17 protein-coding genes and 3 pseudogenes are annotated in these 17124 nt (G+C 29.4%); 14 read left to right on the forward strand and 6 right to left on the reverse strand.

Annotation, left to right across the window (positions count from 1 at the left end; all coding sequences use genetic code 11):
• Window positions 1-13: 13 nt before the first annotated feature.
• The 4 genes from N5A56_RS00725 to N5A56_RS00740 are packed head-to-tail and all read right to left on the reverse strand — an operon-like array spanning window position 14 to window position 2829.
• Window positions 14-409 (reverse strand): hypothetical protein, encoded by a 396-nt coding sequence (locus tag N5A56_RS00725; protein ID WP_265724237.1) that lies wholly within the window; start codon window positions 407-409, stop codon window positions 14-16.
• Entirely contained in the window at window positions 410-1837 is a 1428-nt protein-coding gene (locus tag N5A56_RS00730) for a CCA tRNA nucleotidyltransferase (protein ID WP_265724236.1), read from the reverse strand.
• A 24-nt stretch (window positions 1838-1861) separates the two neighbouring features.
• A complete protein-coding gene (locus tag N5A56_RS00735; RefSeq protein WP_265724235.1) occupies window positions 1862-2236 on the reverse strand; it encodes a GxxExxY protein in 375 nt (124 codons plus the stop codon).
• A gap of 38 nt (window positions 2237-2274) precedes the next feature.
• Window positions 2275-2829 (reverse strand): L-threonylcarbamoyladenylate synthase, encoded by a 555-nt coding sequence (locus N5A56_RS00740; RefSeq protein ID WP_274270125.1) that lies wholly within the window; start codon window positions 2827-2829, stop codon window positions 2275-2277.
• 100 nt (window positions 2830-2929) lie between these two features.
• Between N5A56_RS00740 and N5A56_RS00745 the strand changes: the two genes are divergently transcribed.
• Both N5A56_RS00745 and N5A56_RS00750 read left to right on the forward strand, forming a co-directional pair.
• Window positions 2930-3733, forward strand: a complete 804-nt coding sequence (locus tag N5A56_RS00745; RefSeq protein WP_274270126.1) for an alpha-1,2-fucosyltransferase — start codon at window positions 2930-2932, stop codon at window positions 3731-3733.
• A complete protein-coding gene (locus N5A56_RS00750; RefSeq protein WP_265724232.1) occupies window positions 3730-4476 on the forward strand; it encodes a glycosyltransferase family 25 protein in 747 nt (248 codons plus the stop codon). The genes N5A56_RS00745 and N5A56_RS00750 overlap by 4 nt, the downstream gene beginning before the upstream one ends.
• On the opposite strand, the gene N5A56_RS00755 is transcribed toward N5A56_RS00750, so the two are convergent.
• Together N5A56_RS00755 and N5A56_RS00760 are read right to left on the reverse strand one after the other, a co-directional pair.
• Window positions 4473-5228 carry a glycosyltransferase family 2 protein gene (locus N5A56_RS00755; RefSeq protein WP_265724231.1) on the reverse strand — a complete coding sequence of 252 codons (756 nt, stop codon included), beginning with the start codon at window positions 5226-5228 and terminating at the stop codon, window positions 4473-4475. The two genes, N5A56_RS00750 and N5A56_RS00755, sit on opposite strands and share 4 nt — an antisense overlap.
• A gap of 14 nt (window positions 5229-5242) precedes the next feature.
• Window positions 5243-6058 carry a 2,3,4,5-tetrahydropyridine-2,6-dicarboxylate N-succinyltransferase gene (locus N5A56_RS00760; RefSeq protein ID WP_265724230.1) on the reverse strand — a complete coding sequence of 272 codons (816 nt, stop codon included), beginning with the start codon at window positions 6056-6058 and terminating at the stop codon, window positions 5243-5245.
• A gap of 207 nt (window positions 6059-6265) precedes the next feature.
• Here N5A56_RS00760 and ruvX point away from each other — a divergent pair.
• The 12 genes and pseudogenes from ruvX (at window position 6266) to N5A56_RS00820 (ending at window position 17049) form a co-directional block, all read left to right on the forward strand.
• Window positions 6266-6675 (forward strand): annotated as a pseudogene (gene ruvX, locus N5A56_RS00765) (Holliday junction resolvase RuvX).
• Between the two features lie 51 nt (window positions 6676-6726).
• The gene (def, locus tag N5A56_RS00770) at window positions 6727-7353 is read left to right on the forward strand and encodes a peptide deformylase (protein ID WP_265724229.1); all 627 of its coding nucleotides are present in this window, start codon (window positions 6727-6729) and stop codon (window positions 7351-7353) included.
• Window positions 7343-7768 carry a DUF5606 family protein gene (locus tag N5A56_RS00775; RefSeq protein ID WP_265724228.1) on the forward strand — a complete coding sequence of 142 codons (426 nt, stop codon included), beginning with the start codon at window positions 7343-7345 and terminating at the stop codon, window positions 7766-7768. The genes def and N5A56_RS00775 overlap by 11 nt, the downstream gene beginning before the upstream one ends.
• Window positions 7769-7858: 90 nt before the next feature.
• Window positions 7859-8636: pseudogene (gene mazG / locus N5A56_RS00780) on the forward strand (nucleoside triphosphate pyrophosphohydrolase).
• A 108-nt stretch (window positions 8637-8744) separates the two neighbouring features.
• On the forward strand, window positions 8745-9227 hold the full coding sequence (locus N5A56_RS00785) for a nuclear transport factor 2 family protein (RefSeq protein ID WP_265724226.1): 483 nt from the start codon (window positions 8745-8747) through the stop codon (window positions 9225-9227).
• Entirely contained in the window at window positions 9227-9550 is a 324-nt protein-coding gene (locus N5A56_RS00790) for a hypothetical protein (RefSeq protein WP_265724225.1), read from the forward strand. Before N5A56_RS00785 ends, N5A56_RS00790 begins: the two co-directional genes overlap by 1 nt.
• A gap of 1 nt (window position 9551) precedes the next feature.
• Complete coding sequence (locus N5A56_RS00795) at window positions 9552-10406, forward strand: phosphatase PAP2 family protein (protein ID WP_265724224.1); 855 nt, start codon at window positions 9552-9554, stop codon at window positions 10404-10406.
• Window positions 10403-11524 carry a hypothetical protein gene (locus N5A56_RS00800; protein ID WP_265724223.1) on the forward strand — a complete coding sequence of 374 codons (1122 nt, stop codon included), beginning with the start codon at window positions 10403-10405 and terminating at the stop codon, window positions 11522-11524. The genes N5A56_RS00795 and N5A56_RS00800 overlap by 4 nt, the downstream gene beginning before the upstream one ends.
• Window positions 11525-11932: 408 nt before the next feature.
• Complete coding sequence (locus N5A56_RS00805; protein ID WP_265724222.1) at window positions 11933-12607, forward strand: TetR/AcrR family transcriptional regulator; 675 nt, start codon at window positions 11933-11935, stop codon at window positions 12605-12607.
• A gap of 5 nt (window positions 12608-12612) precedes the next feature.
• Window positions 12613-14255: pseudogene (locus tag N5A56_RS00810) on the forward strand (peptidase domain-containing ABC transporter).
• An 11-nt stretch (window positions 14256-14266) separates the two neighbouring features.
• Window positions 14267-15622, forward strand: a complete 1356-nt coding sequence (locus tag N5A56_RS00815) for an HlyD family secretion protein (RefSeq protein ID WP_265724220.1) — start codon at window positions 14267-14269, stop codon at window positions 15620-15622.
• Window positions 15619-17049, forward strand: a complete 1431-nt coding sequence (locus tag N5A56_RS00820; RefSeq protein ID WP_265724219.1) for a TolC family protein — start codon at window positions 15619-15621, stop codon at window positions 17047-17049. Before N5A56_RS00815 ends, N5A56_RS00820 begins: the two co-directional genes overlap by 4 nt.
• The last annotated feature ends 75 nt before the right edge of the window (window positions 17050-17124 follow it).

Here is a 17124-nt window from a genome sequence, read left to right on the forward strand (position 1 = left end):
AAGAAAGTAGCAACTACTTGTTTTGTTGATATTTTAGTAACAATTCTCCCATTTTTTGATGAACTAAATTCACCGCTTTTAACGGTCTTAACATCACTTTAAAACTTGTAATTTTACCTTCAGAATTCCAAGAAATCATATCAATTCCGTTTACAAGAATCCCATCAATTTCAACCTCAAACTCTAAAAAAGTATCCGTTTCATTAACAACTTCTCTTACGTATTTAAAAGTATCATTACACAATACCACAAAAGCAGCAGATAAGTACATAAATACTATTTTCTTCCCTTTCTGTGGCGTATGTACAACAGGAGAATAAAAAACAACATCATCAGCTAAAATTTCTGATAGTTTTGCTTTATCATGATTTAAAATTATACTGTGCCAAGTTTCAAGATTCGTGTTCATTTAACTTTGTTTTAATCCTAAAGATAAACCTTTTTTAATCATAAAATTAAAACATGCTTCATGTTCATTTGGTATTTCTCCTTCTAAAATTGCTTCTTTAATTGCTTCTTTAATTTGCCCAATCTCTCTACAAGGTTTAATATTAAAAGCTTTCATAATTTCCTCTCCTGTAACAGGTGGTTGAAAATTTCTAACTTTATCACGCTCTTCTACTTCTTTAATTTTAGTTCTTACAAGCTCGAAATTGTTATGGTAACGTTTAAATTTCTTTGGGTTTTTAGTAGTAATATCTGCTTCACATAAAGTCATTAAAGAATTAATGTCGTCTCCAGCATCAAAAACTAAACGTCTTACTGCAGAATCGGTTACTTTTGAAGCTAAAACAATTGGTCTAGAACTTAAAAGCACCATTTTCTGAACAAATTTCATTTTGTTATTCAATGGCATTTTTAATCGCTTAAATAATTTATACACCATTTTAGAACCAACAAATTCATGACTATGAAAAGTCCAACCTACTTTTTTACTAAACCTTTTTGTTGGAGCTTTACCAATATCGTGTAATAAAGCCGCCCAACGCAACCAAACATCATTGGTGTTTTCAGATATATTATCTACCACTTCTAATGAGTGATAAAAATTATCTTTATGTTTCTGTCCTTCAACTTCTTCTACTCCTTTTAAATCTATTAATTCAGGAAGAATCTGATGCAATAAATCCGTCTGTTCTAATAACAAAAACCCTATTGATGGTTTTGGTGATGATAAAATTTTATTTAATTCATCAACAATTCTTTCTCTAGTAATTATTTTTAGGCGATGTGCATTTTTATTAATAGCTGATAATGATGCTATCTCAATTTTAAAATTTAATTGAGTTGCAAAACGAATTGCACGCATCATTCTTAAAGGATCATCAGAATAGGTAATATCAGGATCTAAAGGAGTTCTAATAATTTTACTTTCTAAATCATCTATTCCGTTAAACGGATCTAATAATTCGCCAAAATTATCTTCATTTAAACTTAACGCTAAAGCATTAATTGTAAAATCTCGCCTGTTTTGATCGTCTTGTAATGTTCCTTCAGAAACTTCCGGATTTCTACTATCTTCTGTATAAGATTCTTTTCTTGCACCAACAAACTCAATTTCTACATCTTTATAGCGCAACATTGCTGTTCCGTAAGTTTTAAAAACTTGTACTTTTGGTTTATTAGGCAACAACTTAGCAACCTTTTGTGCAAGCTCAATTCCACTACCTACAGCTACAACATCTATGTCTTTTGCGGTTCCTCTTTTTAAGAAAAAATCTCGAACAAAACCTCCTATTACATAAGAGTCTATTTGTAATTGTTGAGATGCTTTTGATATAACACTAAAAATTTCTGATGAAATTGCTTCTTTGAAACTTGTTTTTTTATTGGCCACGAATTCACTAATTTTTATTAATTGTTACAATACAACTCTTTTATATTCCAAAGAGTCTTTTTTAAAATTTGCCAAAATAGACAATTTACATTTCGATACTTTTAAATAATTAATGCATTGAGAAATATGTTTATCATGAAAATTTTCTACACATTTTAGCTCTAAAATTATCTTATCAAAAACCACAAAATCCGCATAAAATTTGTGAGGTAAAATTACATCCTTATAATTAACAAAATATTCTTTTTCTCTCGAATAAGGAATTTCTAAACGCTGAAATTCATATTCAATAGCATCTTTATACACAATTTCAGAAAAACCACTTCCTAAATTATTGTATACTTCAAACAAAACACCAACAATTTGGTAACTTTCATCTTTATATACAATATTCGACATTATTAAAAAAGTTTTATTTGTGAATTTGTGGCATAAAATTACGCTCTTAAAACTTGAATATTTTTTCCATCAATCTTTAAAATAGTTGATGATTTTGTGTTCATTTTATTTTTGTGCAAATTTACTATATAATCTACACCTTCTAAAATAGGTTTACTAATTTCTTTAAATGATTTTGGTGTTTCATTTCCACTAATATTTGCCGAAGTAGAAACTATTGGTTTTCCAAATCTTTTAATTAATTTTCTACAAAAAGGATCTTGTACAATTCTTATCGCAATTGTACCATCATCTGCAATTGTATTTTTTGCAAATCCTTTTGGGTTCTTATAAATTATAGTTGTAGGTTTCTTTACTTGTTTTAAAACTTCTAAAACTTTTTTAGGTACAGTAACATACTTTTTAAGCATATGAATAGAACTTACCAAAACAATTAAACTCTTACTTTCTTCTCTATTTTTAAGCTGATAAATTTTAGACACAGCGTTAAAACAAGAAGCATCGCAACCTAAACCCCAAACCGTATCTGTAGGATATAAAATTACTTTCTCTTCTTTTAAATACGTATTTGTAGTTGATATTTCTAATAACATTCTAATTTCAAAAAGATAATATTAATTAAAGTTTTAACTATTTAATTGTATTTTTACAACCAGTACAAAAATACCATATTCTTATTAAAATAAGCAGAAAATGATTATTGTTAGAATTGTTGGCGGACTTGGAAATCAAATGTTTCAATATGCATATGCAAAAGCACTAAAACAAAAAGGTTATAGTGTTAAAATTGACATTTCTAAATTTAAAAAATACAAACTACACGGTGGTTATCATTTAGATAAGTTTAATATTGATTTAGAAACCGCTACTCCACTTTCTGTTTTTTTATCTAAACTAGGCTTAAAAAAATCTAGGAAAGAAAAAAGCTTATTGTTTAATGAGCAATTTATAAATCTTACAAAAAACGAATACGTAAAAGGCTATTTTCAAACAGAAAAATATTTTTCAGAAATAAGAGAAGTTCTATTAGCACAATTTAGTCTTAAACAAGAATATTCAATCTCTACTACTTTATACTCAAAAGAAATAAAAAAAGCTTCAAACTCTTGTTCTTTACATATTAGAAGAGGAGATTATATTTCTGATGAAAAAGCAAATAGTGTTCATGGTACATGTGATTTAAGTTACTACAACAAAGCTATAAAACTGATAAACGAAAAATTTAAAGATATTCATTTTTTTGTTTTTTCTGATGATATAACTTGGACTAAAAACAATCTTAAAATTGAAAATGCTACTTATATAGATCATAAATGTTTACCTCATGAAGATATCTATCTAATGAGTTTATGTAGAAATAATATTACTGCAAATAGTAGTTTTTCTTGGTGGGGCGCGTGGTTAAATACTAACAATAGTAAAACTATTATTGCTCCAAAAAAATGGTTTGTAAATAAAGAAAATGAAGTTGCTTGTAAAAGCTGGATAAAATTATGATGTCTTACAAAGTTTATTACATAAATTTAGACAAAAGCACTAATAGACGTGACTTTATGGAAAATCAATTTAAAAAATTGAAGGTTCCTGTTACACGAATTTCTGCCACTTATGGCAAAAATTTAGACGCTAAATTCTTAAAAAGTGAAAAACGTAAGCATAATATTTTAGCACATTTTCCTTTTCCGAATGATGGAGAAATTGGTATTTGTTTAACACATTTTAAATTATGGGATTTTTTATCAAAACAACCAGAAGATTTTTCTATAGTTTTAGAAGATGATGCAGAAATTCATAAAGATTTCTTTGAAGACCTAGAAACACTTTTATCACAAATTACAACTAATGATTTTATAGACATTTCTGGAAAAAAAGGTTTTTATTCTCTAGAAAAAACTGAGTTATTAAATAAATTTTTAATGCCTCCTGTTTTAATGATAGGTCAAATTATTGGCAAAAATGCCGCTAAAAAACTTACTGATAATTTAAGTGATTATTATGCTCCAATAGATGTAATGAAACAAGATGTTTACAAGCACAAAGTGCCATTATACTCTACCAATAAACAATATGTTGTAAGTATTGATAAAAAAATGGGCGGTAGTACAATTCAGCAAAACAACATGATTGTTTGGAAAAAAGCAGTTAGAGAACTTATTCGTCCTTTTTGGCAAATAATTACACTTTTTACTTACAAGCTAAATAGATGTGTTAGAAATTATTTTTTCTACAAAAACAATTAGTTTTCTTCAATTCCTTTATTTAATAACCACAACTTAATATACCTAGTTAAAACACCATAAGCCTGAGTTTTAGCTACTAAAAAACCTGTAAAACCGTCTAAAAAACCAAGACGAATTATGTAGTGAATAAAAAAACGTGCTGGCGGTTTTATCATTACATGATAAATATTTACTTTATCTCCTTTTTTATGTAATTCTTTAGCTCTTATTGTTGCATAATGGTTTAATTTAGAAATATAATGATCGTAATTTCTATACGAAAAATGATCAATTTTGTTTTTAAAAAAACCTATTTGTCCTTTTGTTATAATCCTTTCATGAACTAAACCTGTATATTTACAATGCTCTTTTAAAAATAAACGAACTACTTTATCTCTCTGAAAACCACTATAATCAACTCTTTTTCCGCAAAAATAAAAAGTTCTTCTTACATTAAATCCAACAAAGTTTTTAGGGCTCTTAACAGCTTCTAAAATTTCGACCTCAACTTCTGGTGTCACTCTTTCATCTGCGTCTAAAATATAAATCCAATTATTTTTTGCTTGCTGAATAGCAAAATTCTTTTGAGAAGAAAAATCATCAAACTTTCGTTTGATGATTTTTACATTATACTTTTCTGCTAATTCTAAAGTTTTATCTGTGCTGAAAGAATCGATAACTATAATTTCGTCTGCAAATTTAACAGACTTAATAGCTTCTTCAATATGAATTTCTTCATTTAAAGTAGGGATAATTGCAGTAATCTTTGTCATAGCATTTTCAAATCTTAAACAGCAACGTCATACTCACGAAGCGCATCGTTTAAAGATGTTTTCTTGTTTGTACTCTCTTTTCTTTTTCCAATAATTAAGGCACAAGGTACATTATATTCACCTGCCGCAAATTTCTTAGTATAACTACCAGGTATTACTACAGATCTTGCTGGTACAACACCTTTTGTTTCAACAGGCTCATCTCCAGTAACATCAATGATTTTAGTGCTCATTGTTAAAACAACATTCGCTCCTAAAACTGCCTCTTTTTCTACTCTTACTCCTTCTACAACAATACATCTAGAACCTATAAATGCACCATCTTCGATAATTACTGGTGCAGCTTGTAATGGTTCTAAAACACCACCAATACCAACACCACCAGATAAATGAACATTTTTACCAATCTGAGCACAAGAACCAACTGTAGCCCAAGTATCAACCATTGTTCCTTCATCTACATAAGCGCCAATATTTACATAACTAGGCATTAAAATAGTTCCTGCAGAAATATAAGCTCCATGTCTGGCAACTGCATTTGGCACAACTCTAATTCCTCTTTCTGCAAAATTCCTTTTTAACGGAATTTTATCATGATATTCGAAAATTCCAGCTTCTAATGTTTCCATTTTCTGAATAGGGAAATATAAAACTACTGCTTTTTTAACCCATTCATTTACTTGCCAACCACCATTAACAGGCTCAGCAACTCTTAATTCTCCTTTATCTAATAAATCAACAACTTTTCTAATTGTGCTAATCGTTTTTTCATCTTTTAATAAATCACGATTATCCCAAGCCGATTCAATAATATTTCTAATTTCTTCCATTTTAAAATTTACTTTTAGCAAATATAAATCTATCTATAAAATCTAAGGCGAATATACATTTTTTAAACATATTACTCGTCCTTGTTTAAATTCTAAAAATAGAATATCTAACAAATTCACATAAAATTACATTTAACTAATTGATAATATTTAAGTTATTGCCTTACTATTTAAATTTAACGTTTATTTTTGCACAAAAACAAACAATTGGGAAGAGTTTTAGCCATCGATTTTGGAAAAAAAGAACAGGTATTGCTGTTACAGACGAATTACAAATTATAGCATCTGGTTTAACTACTGTAAATACTAATAATTTAATATCATTTTTAAAAGAGTATACTTCTAAAGAAAAAGTAGAACTTTTTCTTGTGGGAAAACCTAAACAAATGAATAATTTAGATAGCGAGAGTGAAGCCCTTATACTTCCTTTTCTAAAGAAATTATCCCAACAAATTCCTAATATTCCAATGCAAAGAGTTGATGAACGTTTTACATCAAAAATGGCTTTTCAAACAATGATAGATGGCGGACTAAATAAAAATAAACGTAGAAATAAAGCTTTAGTAGATGAAATTAGCGCTACAATAATTTTGCAATCGTATTTATACAACAAATAGTTTTGTTCAAGTTACAAACTTTGTACTTTTGCAATCGTTAAACAAACAAAAATGATTTTACCAATTGTTGCTTATGGAGATCCTGTTCTTAGAAAAGTAGGAATAGAGATTGATAAAGATTACCCTAATTTAAAAGAGTTAATTGCTAATATGAAAGCAACTATGTACAACGCTTCTGGTGTTGGTTTAGCTGCCCCTCAAATTGGTAAAGCAATTCGTTTATTTATTATTGATGCTTCTCCTTTTGCAGAAGATGACGATTTAGACGAAAAAGAAAGAGAAGTTTTAAAAACCTTTAATAAAGTATTTATCAATCCTCAAATTATTAAAGAAGAAGGTGAAGAATGGGTTTTTAACGAAGGTTGTTTAAGTATACCAGATGTTAGACAAGATGTCTCTCGTCAGCCAAAAGTAACTTTAGAATATCAAGACGAAGATTTTAATACACATACAGAAGTCTTAGAAGGTTTAGCAGCAAGAGTTTTTCAGCACGAATACGATCATATAGAAGGTGTTTTATTTACTGATAAACTTTCTTCTCTTAAAAAGAGATTGATAAAAAAGAAGTTAGAAAACATTTCTAAAGGAAAAATAAATTCAGATTATAGAATGCGTTTCCCTAATTTAAAGAAAAAAATAAGTCTTACTAAGACAAAAAAACATACACATGGAATTTAATAAAATTATAGCAGTAACCGGTAAAGCTGGTTTATTTCAAGTTGTTTCACAATCTAAAAACGCAATTATTGTAGAAGCTTTAGCAGATAAGAAACGTTTAGCAATAAACACAACTCAAAATGTAAGTTTGTTAGAAAATATTGCAATCTATACTTATGAAGAAGATGTACCTTTATTAGATGTTTTTCAATCTATGTTTACAAAAACTGAAGGAAAAGAAGCTATTTCTCACAAAGAAAGTGGTAAAAAATTAGCTGCTTTTTTCGCAGAAGTTTTACCTAATTATGATGATGAAAGAGTATACACTTCTAATATAAAAAAAGTGATACAATGGTTTAACTTATTAGTAGTTGCTGGTATGGATTTTTCTAAAGTAGAAGAAGCCTCTAAAGAAGAAAACACTGAAGAAGTATAATCTATAGCTGTTTCGTTTTTATATAATTTTAAAAAAACTATATCGCTTAAAAAAGCATATTTAGAAACAACTTTATAAAATATCATTTTTTTGAACACAAGAAAAGAGCAGTTAGCAGCTTTTAGCCGTTTGTTAGATATTATGGACGATCTTCGAGAGAAGTGTCCTTGGGATAAAAAACAAACTCTAGAAAGCTTACGTCATTTAACAATTGAAGAAACGTACGAGCTAGCAGATGCAATTCTTGAAAATGATTTACCGGAAATTAAAAAAGAATTAGGCGATGTTTTACTTCACATCGTCTTTTATGCTAAAATTGGTAGTGAAAAAAGCTTTTGATATTGCTGATGTCGCTAATAGTATTTCTGATAAATTAATTCATAGACATCCTCATATTTATGGAGATGTTAAAGTAGAAAATGAAAAAGATGTTAATCGAAATTGGGAGCAACTAAAACTTAAAGAAGGTAAAACATCTGTTTTAGAAGGTGTTCCAAAAAGTTTACCTGCTGTTGTAAAAGCGAGTAGAATACAAGAAAAAGTTGCTAGTGTTGGTTTTGATTGGGAAAAACCAGAACAAGTTTGGGAAAAAGTACAAGAAGAACTTACAGAACTAAACGAAGAAATTAAAGTTGGTAATAAAGAAAACATCGAAAAAGAATTTGGAGATGTTTTATTTTCTATGATTAATTACGCTCGCTTTATTGATGTAAATCCTGAAAATGCATTAGAAAAAACGAATAAAAAATTCATTAATCGTTTTCAATTCTTAGAAAAATCAGCTAAAAAAGAAGGGAAAGAACTTTCTAATATGTCTTTAATAGAAATGGATGTTTATTGGGAAAAATCTAAAGAATACTATAAATAGCCTTTTTTTATATCATTTTAAACACAAACTAAAAACCTGTCTAACTTACTTAAAAAGAGTTTTAAATTTTTCTTAATATATTTATAGAAGAATTTAAAAAATCCTTTTATGAAGTATTTAGCCAAAACATTATTTTCGTTTGCAATAACAAGCAGCCTTATTTTTTCTTCTTGCAATCAAAAGAACGCTAAAAAAGAGTTTAACAAAGAAGATTATAAACTTGTAAATACTGCCATACAAGATTATGTAGAGGGTTTGTATTTTGTAGATTCTACCAAAATTGACAGAAGTGTAGATAAAAAAATGCGTAAAATTGGTTACTACTACAGTAAGAAAACTAAAACTTATAGAGATAATTTAGAAATGACACATACTCAATTATCTAATTTAGCTGCTAGGTGGAATAAAGACGGAAAAAATGTCAATAAGAATTCTCCAAAAGAAATTGAAATATTTGATGTAAACTCTAAAACAGCTTCTGCTAAATTAACTGCACAATGGGGTATTGATTTATTTCATTTAGCTAAGGTTAACAATCAATGGAAAATAGTAAACGTAATGTGGCAAAGTATGCCTAAAAAAGAATTATAATGAATAATACTATAATTCTATATAAAAAATTAGTTGATGAAAACCCTAATTTTAAAGCAAAAGGGAAAACCACTTTTTACACCTCTTCTAACGGATATATGTTTTCTTTTGTAAATAAAGCAAATGAAATTGGTATTCGATTATCTAAAGAAGACACCAAAATATTTGGAGAAAATTACACGATACAACCTTTTATATCTCATGGTGCTAAAATGCGCGACTATGTTTTAATACCTGAAGAAGCATTAAATTATAATTGGAATTTTATAACTAATATGCTTCAAAAAAGTTTTGAATATGTAAACTCATTACCAGAAAAATAAGATGATTCAACTTAAAAAAATTGACTTTCTATTTTTTGGATATGTTTTTATAACCTCAATTTTATTATTCTTTTCTTGGAATACTATCGATAAATCTCTAGAGTTATTTTTAACACGAGGTTTATTGTTAGGTCTTGGTATTTTATTAATTTATTTCGATTCTAAAACTAAAAATACACTTATAAATCTTTTAAGAAATTGCTATCCTATTTTATTTAGCATGCTTTTATATACAGAAACCGTATTTTACAACAAATTATTTTTCAACAATTTAGATCAATATTTAATTGATTTGGATTTTCAATTATTCGGATTTCAACCAAGTATAAAATTTTCAGAACATTTTTCTCAACCTTTTTTTAGTGAATTAATGTACCTTGGATATTTCTCTTTATACATTTTAATTATCAGTTTTGTTTTTATCAGTTACATTAAATTAAAAAAGGATTCAGAAGAATTATTTTTTAAACTAGCAGCATCTATGTTGTTGTTCTATTTATTCTTTTGCTTTTTTCCTGCAGCAGGACCACAATTTTATTTCGAATCACCAAAAAAAGAATTACCAACAGCGTTTGTATTCGATAAAATAATGCACCTTATCCAAAAAGCAGAACAACCAACAGGCGCTTTCCCAAGTTCACATGTAGGTATTTCATTAATTATTTTAGTCTTATTTAGAAAACGAGTTTCCAACTATTTTAAAATAGCATTTCCGTTTGTAATTTTACTCATATTATCTACAGTTTACATAAAAGCACATTATGCAGTAGACGCAATTGCTGGTATTATTTCTGTGCCAATTGTTTTATTTATTAGCAATCTTTTGTATAAAAAAATCCCTGACTTTAAACTATGATTCAACTAACAAAAGTTATCTCTAAAAAGGAATTAAAACAATTTATTCTTTTGCCTTATAGCATACATAAAAATCATGAAGAATGGTTACCTCCTTTAATTTCTGATGAATGGAAAGTGTTTGACAAAACCAAAAATCATTCTTTTGAGCATTGCGATACAATTATGTACTTAGCAAAACAAAACAACAAAGTTGTAGGGAGAATTATGGGAATTATCAACCACATGTATAATAACGGAAACAATGAAAAAAATGTTCGTTTTTACGGTTTAGAATGCGAAGATGATGCAGCCATTTATGATACTTTAATAAACGCTATAGAAATTTGGGGAAAACAAAAAGGGATGAATACTATTATTGGCCCTTTAGGTTTTTCCGATAAAGATCCGCAAGGTTTTTTAATTGATGGTTTTAAAGAACCTATGACAGTGATGGTAACAAATCATAGTTATAAATACATGATTAACCATTTAGAAAGAAATGGCTTTAAAAAGAAATTAGACATCTTCCAATACAGTGCAAAAATACCAGAAAAAACCGAAGCAATTTATACACGAATTGCAAAAAGAGCTACTAGAAGTGGTTACAAAATATTAGAATTTAAAAAATCGAAACACGTAAGACCTTATGTAAATGAGGTTTTTAAATTGATAAATGAAACCTATAAAAACATTTATGGTTTTGCCCCTTTAAGTGATATTGAATCAAAAGAATTTTCTGAACGTTTTTTACCTTTATTAAAGCCACAGTATATAAAAGTAGTGTTAGATACTTCGGATAAAATTGTAGCTTTTGTAGTAGCAATGCCCGATATTTCTGTAGGATTTAAAAAAGCTAAAGGAAAACTTTTTCCTTTTGGATTTATACATATTTTAAAGGCTTTTAAAAAAACCAATCAACTAAATTTATTATTAGGCTGTATAGATGAAAATATTAGAAATTCTGGCTTGGTTGCATTAATGAATATTGCTTTGTTAAATTCTGCAAGAGAAAACAATTTAACGGTTTTAGATAGCCATTTAATTTTAGAAGAAAATACTAAAATGCGTGCTGTTATGGAACGCATGGAACACAAAATTTACAAAAAGTATCGAATTTTTGAGAAAGTTTTAGATTAAAAGAACAGGTATTTTTCCTATTGATATTCTTAAATAAAATCGGTAGATTCGCTAACTACGAATATAAAACATTGAAACGTTACATATTCGTGTTAACGTTGTGCATAATGCAAAAAGGCTTACTAAAATTGAACTTTCCGCTGTAAAAGTTTTCAAAAAATCTAGAAAATTCTTCCCGTAAGAGCTTAAAAATCTCCCAACAACATAAGCCTACGCAAAATTTTTAAGCACTTACTCGCCCTGTCCTTCGATTGATTATTCTCTCACCATACGCAAAAAAAAATGAAATCATAATCAAACTTTCAGCATATTTCAAATACAAATTATATTTAAGACTACGCAAAAGAGTGTATTACTTTTGTATATTAATAGTATTACTATTATATTTGCATCCATGAATATTAAATTATGCAAGAATTATTAAAAAACATCAAGATTCAGGTTAATGAAAAAACCTTTATTAAAAATCCTGAAACGTCTGAATTAGGCAAGCGCATAGTCGAGCAAAGTATTACGCTCATTGACGAGATTGGTTTTGATGCTTTTACTTTCAGAAAATTAGGCGTAATCATTTCATCAAATGAAAGTTCGATATATCGTTATTTTGAGAATAAGCACAAACTGCTATTATATCTTACTTCGTGGTATTGGGCTTGGATGGAATATCAAATAGTATTACAGACTTATAGTATTCCTAATGCGAGTGAAAAACTTGAAAAAATTATTTCGATTATAACAGCAAAAAATAAAAGTGATTCAAATTTCTCGCACATTAATGAAAAACTTTTAAACAAGATTGTAATTAACGAATATTCCAAATCCTTTTTAACAAAAGAAGTGGATGCCGAAAATAAGGAAGGGTATTTTTCAATATATAAACGGCTCATCACACGTATTAAAAACGTAATAATTCAAATAAATAAAAACTATCCCTTTCCTGCTTCATTGGCAAGTACACTTGTGGAAGGTTCTTTACACCAACATTTTCTTGCAGACCACTTTCCAACTATTACAGATTGTGGAAAGCAACATCCATCACAAAAATTTTATACACACTTAATTTTCAATACGCTCAAAAAATAATTTAGATGAAAAAAGAAATGAAGCCTTGGCAGCGTTTTATAAACTTGCTCAAACTGGATAAAAGGGATATTAGACAAATTTTCTATTATGCTGTTTTTGCTGGATTGGTTGCTCTTACTTTACCAATAGGTATACAAGCCATTATTAATCTTATTCAAGGCGCAGAAGTATCGACTTCTTGGATAGTTCTAGTTGTGCTTGTTACTTTGGTGTTGCCTTTCAAGGAATTTTACAACTAATGCAAATACGAATACTCGAAAATATTCAGCAAAAGATTTTTACTAGGTCGTCTTTTGAGTTTGCATACCGTTTCCCAAAAATAAAATGGAATGAGCTAAGACAAGACTATCCGCCTGAACTGGCCAATCGTTTTTTTGATACTTTAACGGTGCAAAAAGGATTGTCCAAAATTCTAATTGATTTTCCAGCTGCAATTCTTCAAATTTTATTCGGTTTGATATTGCTTTCACTCTATCATCCATTTTTCATTATTTATGGATTACTACTTTTAATATTAGTTTATGTAGTATTTAAGTTTACGGCAAAAAAAGGCTTGGAAACTAGTCTTAAAGAATCCAAATCAAAATATGAGGTTGCTCATTGGCTTCAAGAAATTGCACGTTCACTTACAAGTTTTAAACTCTCTGGACGTACTTCCCTTGCAATGGAGCATAATAACAGGTTGACCGAAAATTATCTTGAAACAAGGGAGAATCATTTTAAAATATTGATGTCACAATTTATTCAGATGATTGGTTTTAAAGTTCTGGTAACCGCAGGATTATTGCTAATTGGTGGACTACTTGTTTTAAATCAACAAATGAATATTGGGCAGTTTGTAGCAGCAGAAATTATTATTCTTTTGGTCATTAGCTCTGTAGAAAAATTGGTTACAGGATTAGAAAGTTTTTACGATGTGCTTACATCCTTAGAAAAAATAGGGCAAGTAGTTGATAAAAAACTAGAAGCACAAGAAGGAACAAAACCTTTTTCACAAAATGATACGGCTTCAATAACATTGCATAATCTTACTTACCACACTAAAGAAGGAGATACCATTCTTAACAATGTAAATCTTGATTTAAAGCATAAGGATAGATTGTTAATTGAAGGCTCTTCAGGTTCTGGAAAAACTACACTTCTTAAAATACTTTCTGGCATAATAGAACCTTCAAATGGAGCAATCTACATAAATGACCATAGTTTTAAAGGAATGAATATTAATGCTTACAGGTCTAACGTAGGTCAAGTACTTCCAGAACAATTTCCTTTTGAAGGCACTATACTTGAGAACATAACATTTGGTAATAAGACAATTGCTATGGATAAAATAAACCAAATTGTAAAGGACATTGGATTACAAGACTATATTAGAAAACAATCTAAAGGTCTAAATAGTGAAATTTTATCGCAAGGTCAAAGCTTGCCGCATACCGTTTCCAAGAGACTTCTATTGGCTAGAGCCATTGTTCACGAACCAAAAATTTTATTGCTTAAAGATACACTCGAACATTTTGAACCAACTGAAGCAAAACGTTTGATGAAATATTTGGCTAGTCCTGAAAAATCTTGGTTACTTATAGTTTCAGGAAAAAATGAAGACTGGAAAACAGTTTGCAATAAAAATATACGTTTAGAATCAAATTAACCGACTCAACAATGCTAAATATATCTCATAATCAATTAAACAAAAAAGTGAATTTTGACAGCTATTCCGCTTTAGCGAAAGCGCAAAATGTAAAACACAATAAACACTTTAATCGCTTTTTACTTGCATCTGCAATAATTGGTCTAATTATACTCTTTTTACCCTGGACGCAAAACGTTACAGGTGCTGGTTATGTAACAACGCTTACACCAGACCAACGACCACAAACCATTCAATCACCTATTCCTGGTAGAATTGAGCAATGGTTTGTTCGTGAAGGCGATTATGTGGCAAAAGGCGATACTATTTTATTTGTTTCTGAAATTAAGAACGAATACCAAGACCCACGCCTTGTTGAGAGAACTATTGCGCAACGCGATGCAAAAAGTAATGCTGTGATTTCTTATAAAGATAAAGTTCGCGCGCTTGAAAATCAAATTAATGCCTTACAGTCAGAACGCAAATTAAAAATTGAACAAGCTCAAAACAAACTGAAACAAACACAATATAAAGTAAAGAGTGATAGTATTGATTTGGTTGCTGCAAAAACCAATATAGACATTGCACGAAAACAGTACGACCGAACGGTTAACTTACAAACCGAAGGCTTAAAGTCAAGAGCAGATGTTGAAGATAAACAGCTAAAACTACAAGAAACAGAAGCAAAGTTAATTGGTCAAGAGAATAAACTGTTGGTTAGTAAAAATGAATTAATAAACACTCGATTGGACATCAATAGAACTGCCACGGAATATGCCCAAAAAATAAGTAAAGCACAGAGCGATAAATTTACAGCAAGTTCTGCACAATTTGATACAGAGGCACAAGTATCAAAGTTAGAAAATGCTTCTGCCAATTATGAACTAAGGGATAAAATGCGCTACATACTTGCACCTCAAAACGGTTATATAAACAAAGCAATAAAATCTGGTATTGGAGAAACTTTTAAAGAAGGAGAGCAACTGGTTGGTATAATGCCAGCCAATTATGACATTGCAGTTGAAACATTTGTTTCACCCATTGATTTACCTTTAATTCACATAGGCGAAGATATAAGAGTTCAATTTGATGGTTGGCCTGCAATTGTATTTAGCGGTTGGCCAGATGCATCTTTCGGAACATATAGTGGTACTGTGGTTGCAGTTGAAACATTTATAAGTGCAAATGGTAAATTTAGAATTTTGATTGCACCTAAAAAGGAGGCTGAACAATGGCCAAAAAATGTACGAGTTGGCTCTGGTGCACGCACTATCGCCTTACTTCAAGATGTGCCGATTTGGTACGAATTATGGCGAAAACTTAACGGTTTTCCACCAGATTATTACGTACCTACAACTGCAAAAGACTCAAAATTTGAAAAGAAATGAAAAAATTGAAGAACATAATTGTAGTCATTTTAGTCTTTTGTTGTACAAATACTGTTTTTGGTCAGATACAAGAGGAAAATTCAGTTGATATTTCAAGTGAAATATTAACTTTTGAAGAATTCCTCGGATTTGTAAAAAAACATCATCCTTTAGTTAAGCAAGCCAATCTTACTCTAAGCATCGGAGAAGCAAATTTGTTAAAAGCAAGAGGTGGTTTTGACCCAAAGATTGAGGTGGATTTTGACCGCAAAAAATTTAAGAACATTGAATATTACGAGCAATTAAATTCTACCTTCAAAATACCGACTTGGTTTGGTGTGGAATTAAAAGCCAACTTTGAGCAAAATAGTGGGCAATTTCTAGACCCAAGTCTTACCGTTCCCAATGAAGGTCTTTATAGTGCTGGATTTTCATTTTCACTCGCACAAGGTCTTCTAATCAACGACCGAATGGCAGCTTTAAAAAAGGCGAAGATATTTGTTAGGCAATCACAAGCCGACCGTGAGCTTTTAGTGAACGAAATAATCGTAGAAGCAAGTAAGGCTTATTTTGAATGGTTGCAAGCTACAAATGAGCAAAAAATCTACACCAATTTTCTTGATAATGCACAGGAGAGATTACTAGCTGTAGAACGAAGTGTTGAAGAAGGAGATAAAGCAGCTATAGATTTTACAGAAGCAAGAATTACATTTCAAAATAGAAAACTAGAACTAGAAGCTGCAAAATTAAACGGAAGAAAGGCATCACTTAAAGTAAGTAACTTTCTATGGCTTAATGAGGTTCCTTTACAATTGGAAGAAGAAGTTTTACCAAAATCCCTTGAAATTGAAATACTTGAGAATATTTTAAATATTAATTCAATTTTAAATAATAAAATACCTAGTAAAAATCATCCGAAATTATTGAGCTTACAAGCCAAAATCGATGGATTAGAAGTAGAACGAAAACTAAACAGGAACAACTTATTACCAAAAGTTGATTTGCAATATAATTTTCTTTCAGAGGATTATGATAAGCTAAATACCTTTAATACGGCAAATTATAAAGCCTTTGTAAATTTGAGTTTTCCGATATTTTTAAGAAAAGAACGTGGCAATTTAAAATTAACCAACTATAAAATTCAAGATGCAGAATTTGAACAGGATGCAACTATTTTAGAATTAACCAATAAATTAAATGCGATACGTTTTGAAATAAATTCATTGAGTGAACAAGTCCTGATAATTGAGGAAATAGTAATAGATTACGAGACATTAGTAAGTGCTGAAGAGCGAAAATTTTCTTTAGGCGAGAGTTCGCTATTTTTAATAAATACACGCGAACAAAAATTGATTGATGCTCGATTAAAGGAGAATGCTTTATTTACTAAACGACTTAAATCTTATGTTTCATACTTCAACGTTATAGGTTTAGCTGACCCGTCCTGAATAAAGGCTACATAATTTTTAATGATAAATAAACCTGATATCAATTATGAGATTGCCTCAGTTTTCAGTAAAGTA

Source organism: Polaribacter ponticola, assembly GCF_026191475.2.
Taxonomy (GTDB): Bacteria; Bacteroidota; Bacteroidia; order Flavobacteriales; family Flavobacteriaceae; genus Polaribacter; species Polaribacter ponticola.

Excerpts from the sequence above, each read along its gene's own strand:
- N5A56_RS00725 (WP_265724237.1), bottom strand. The coding sequence starts at position 409 with ATGAACACGAATCTTGAAACTTGGCACAGTATAATTTTAAATCATGAT.
- N5A56_RS00735 (WP_265724235.1), bottom strand. The coding sequence starts at position 2,236 with ATGTCGAATATTGTATATAAAGATGAAAGTTACCAAATTGTTGGTGTT.
- N5A56_RS00740 (WP_274270125.1), bottom strand. The coding sequence starts at position 2,829 with ATGTTATTAGAAATATCAACTACAAATACGTATTTAAAAGAAGAGAAA.
- N5A56_RS00745 (WP_274270126.1), top strand. The coding sequence starts at position 2,930 with ATGATTATTGTTAGAATTGTTGGCGGACTTGGAAATCAAATGTTTCAA.
- N5A56_RS00750 (WP_265724232.1), top strand. The coding sequence starts at position 3,730 with ATGATGTCTTACAAAGTTTATTACATAAATTTAGACAAAAGCACTAAT.
- N5A56_RS00755 (WP_265724231.1), bottom strand. The coding sequence starts at position 5,228 with ATGACAAAGATTACTGCAATTATCCCTACTTTAAATGAAGAAATTCAT.
- N5A56_RS00760 (WP_265724230.1), bottom strand. The coding sequence starts at position 6,058 with ATGGAAGAAATTAGAAATATTATTGAATCGGCTTGGGATAATCGTGAT.
- def (WP_265724229.1), top strand. The coding sequence starts at position 6,727 with ATGATTTTACCAATTGTTGCTTATGGAGATCCTGTTCTTAGAAAAGTA.
- N5A56_RS00775 (WP_265724228.1), top strand. The coding sequence starts at position 7,343 with ATGGAATTTAATAAAATTATAGCAGTAACCGGTAAAGCTGGTTTATTT.
- N5A56_RS00785 (WP_265724226.1), top strand. The coding sequence starts at position 8,745 with ATGAAGTATTTAGCCAAAACATTATTTTCGTTTGCAATAACAAGCAGC.
- N5A56_RS00790 (WP_265724225.1), top strand. The coding sequence starts at position 9,227 with ATGAATAATACTATAATTCTATATAAAAAATTAGTTGATGAAAACCCT.
- N5A56_RS00795 (WP_265724224.1), top strand. The coding sequence starts at position 9,552 with ATGATTCAACTTAAAAAAATTGACTTTCTATTTTTTGGATATGTTTTT.
- N5A56_RS00800 (WP_265724223.1), top strand. The coding sequence starts at position 10,403 with ATGATTCAACTAACAAAAGTTATCTCTAAAAAGGAATTAAAACAATTT.
- N5A56_RS00805 (WP_265724222.1), top strand. The coding sequence starts at position 11,933 with ATGCAAGAATTATTAAAAAACATCAAGATTCAGGTTAATGAAAAAACC.
- N5A56_RS00815 (WP_265724220.1), top strand. The coding sequence starts at position 14,267 with ATGCTAAATATATCTCATAATCAATTAAACAAAAAAGTGAATTTTGAC.
- N5A56_RS00820 (WP_265724219.1), top strand. The coding sequence starts at position 15,619 with ATGAAAAAATTGAAGAACATAATTGTAGTCATTTTAGTCTTTTGTTGT.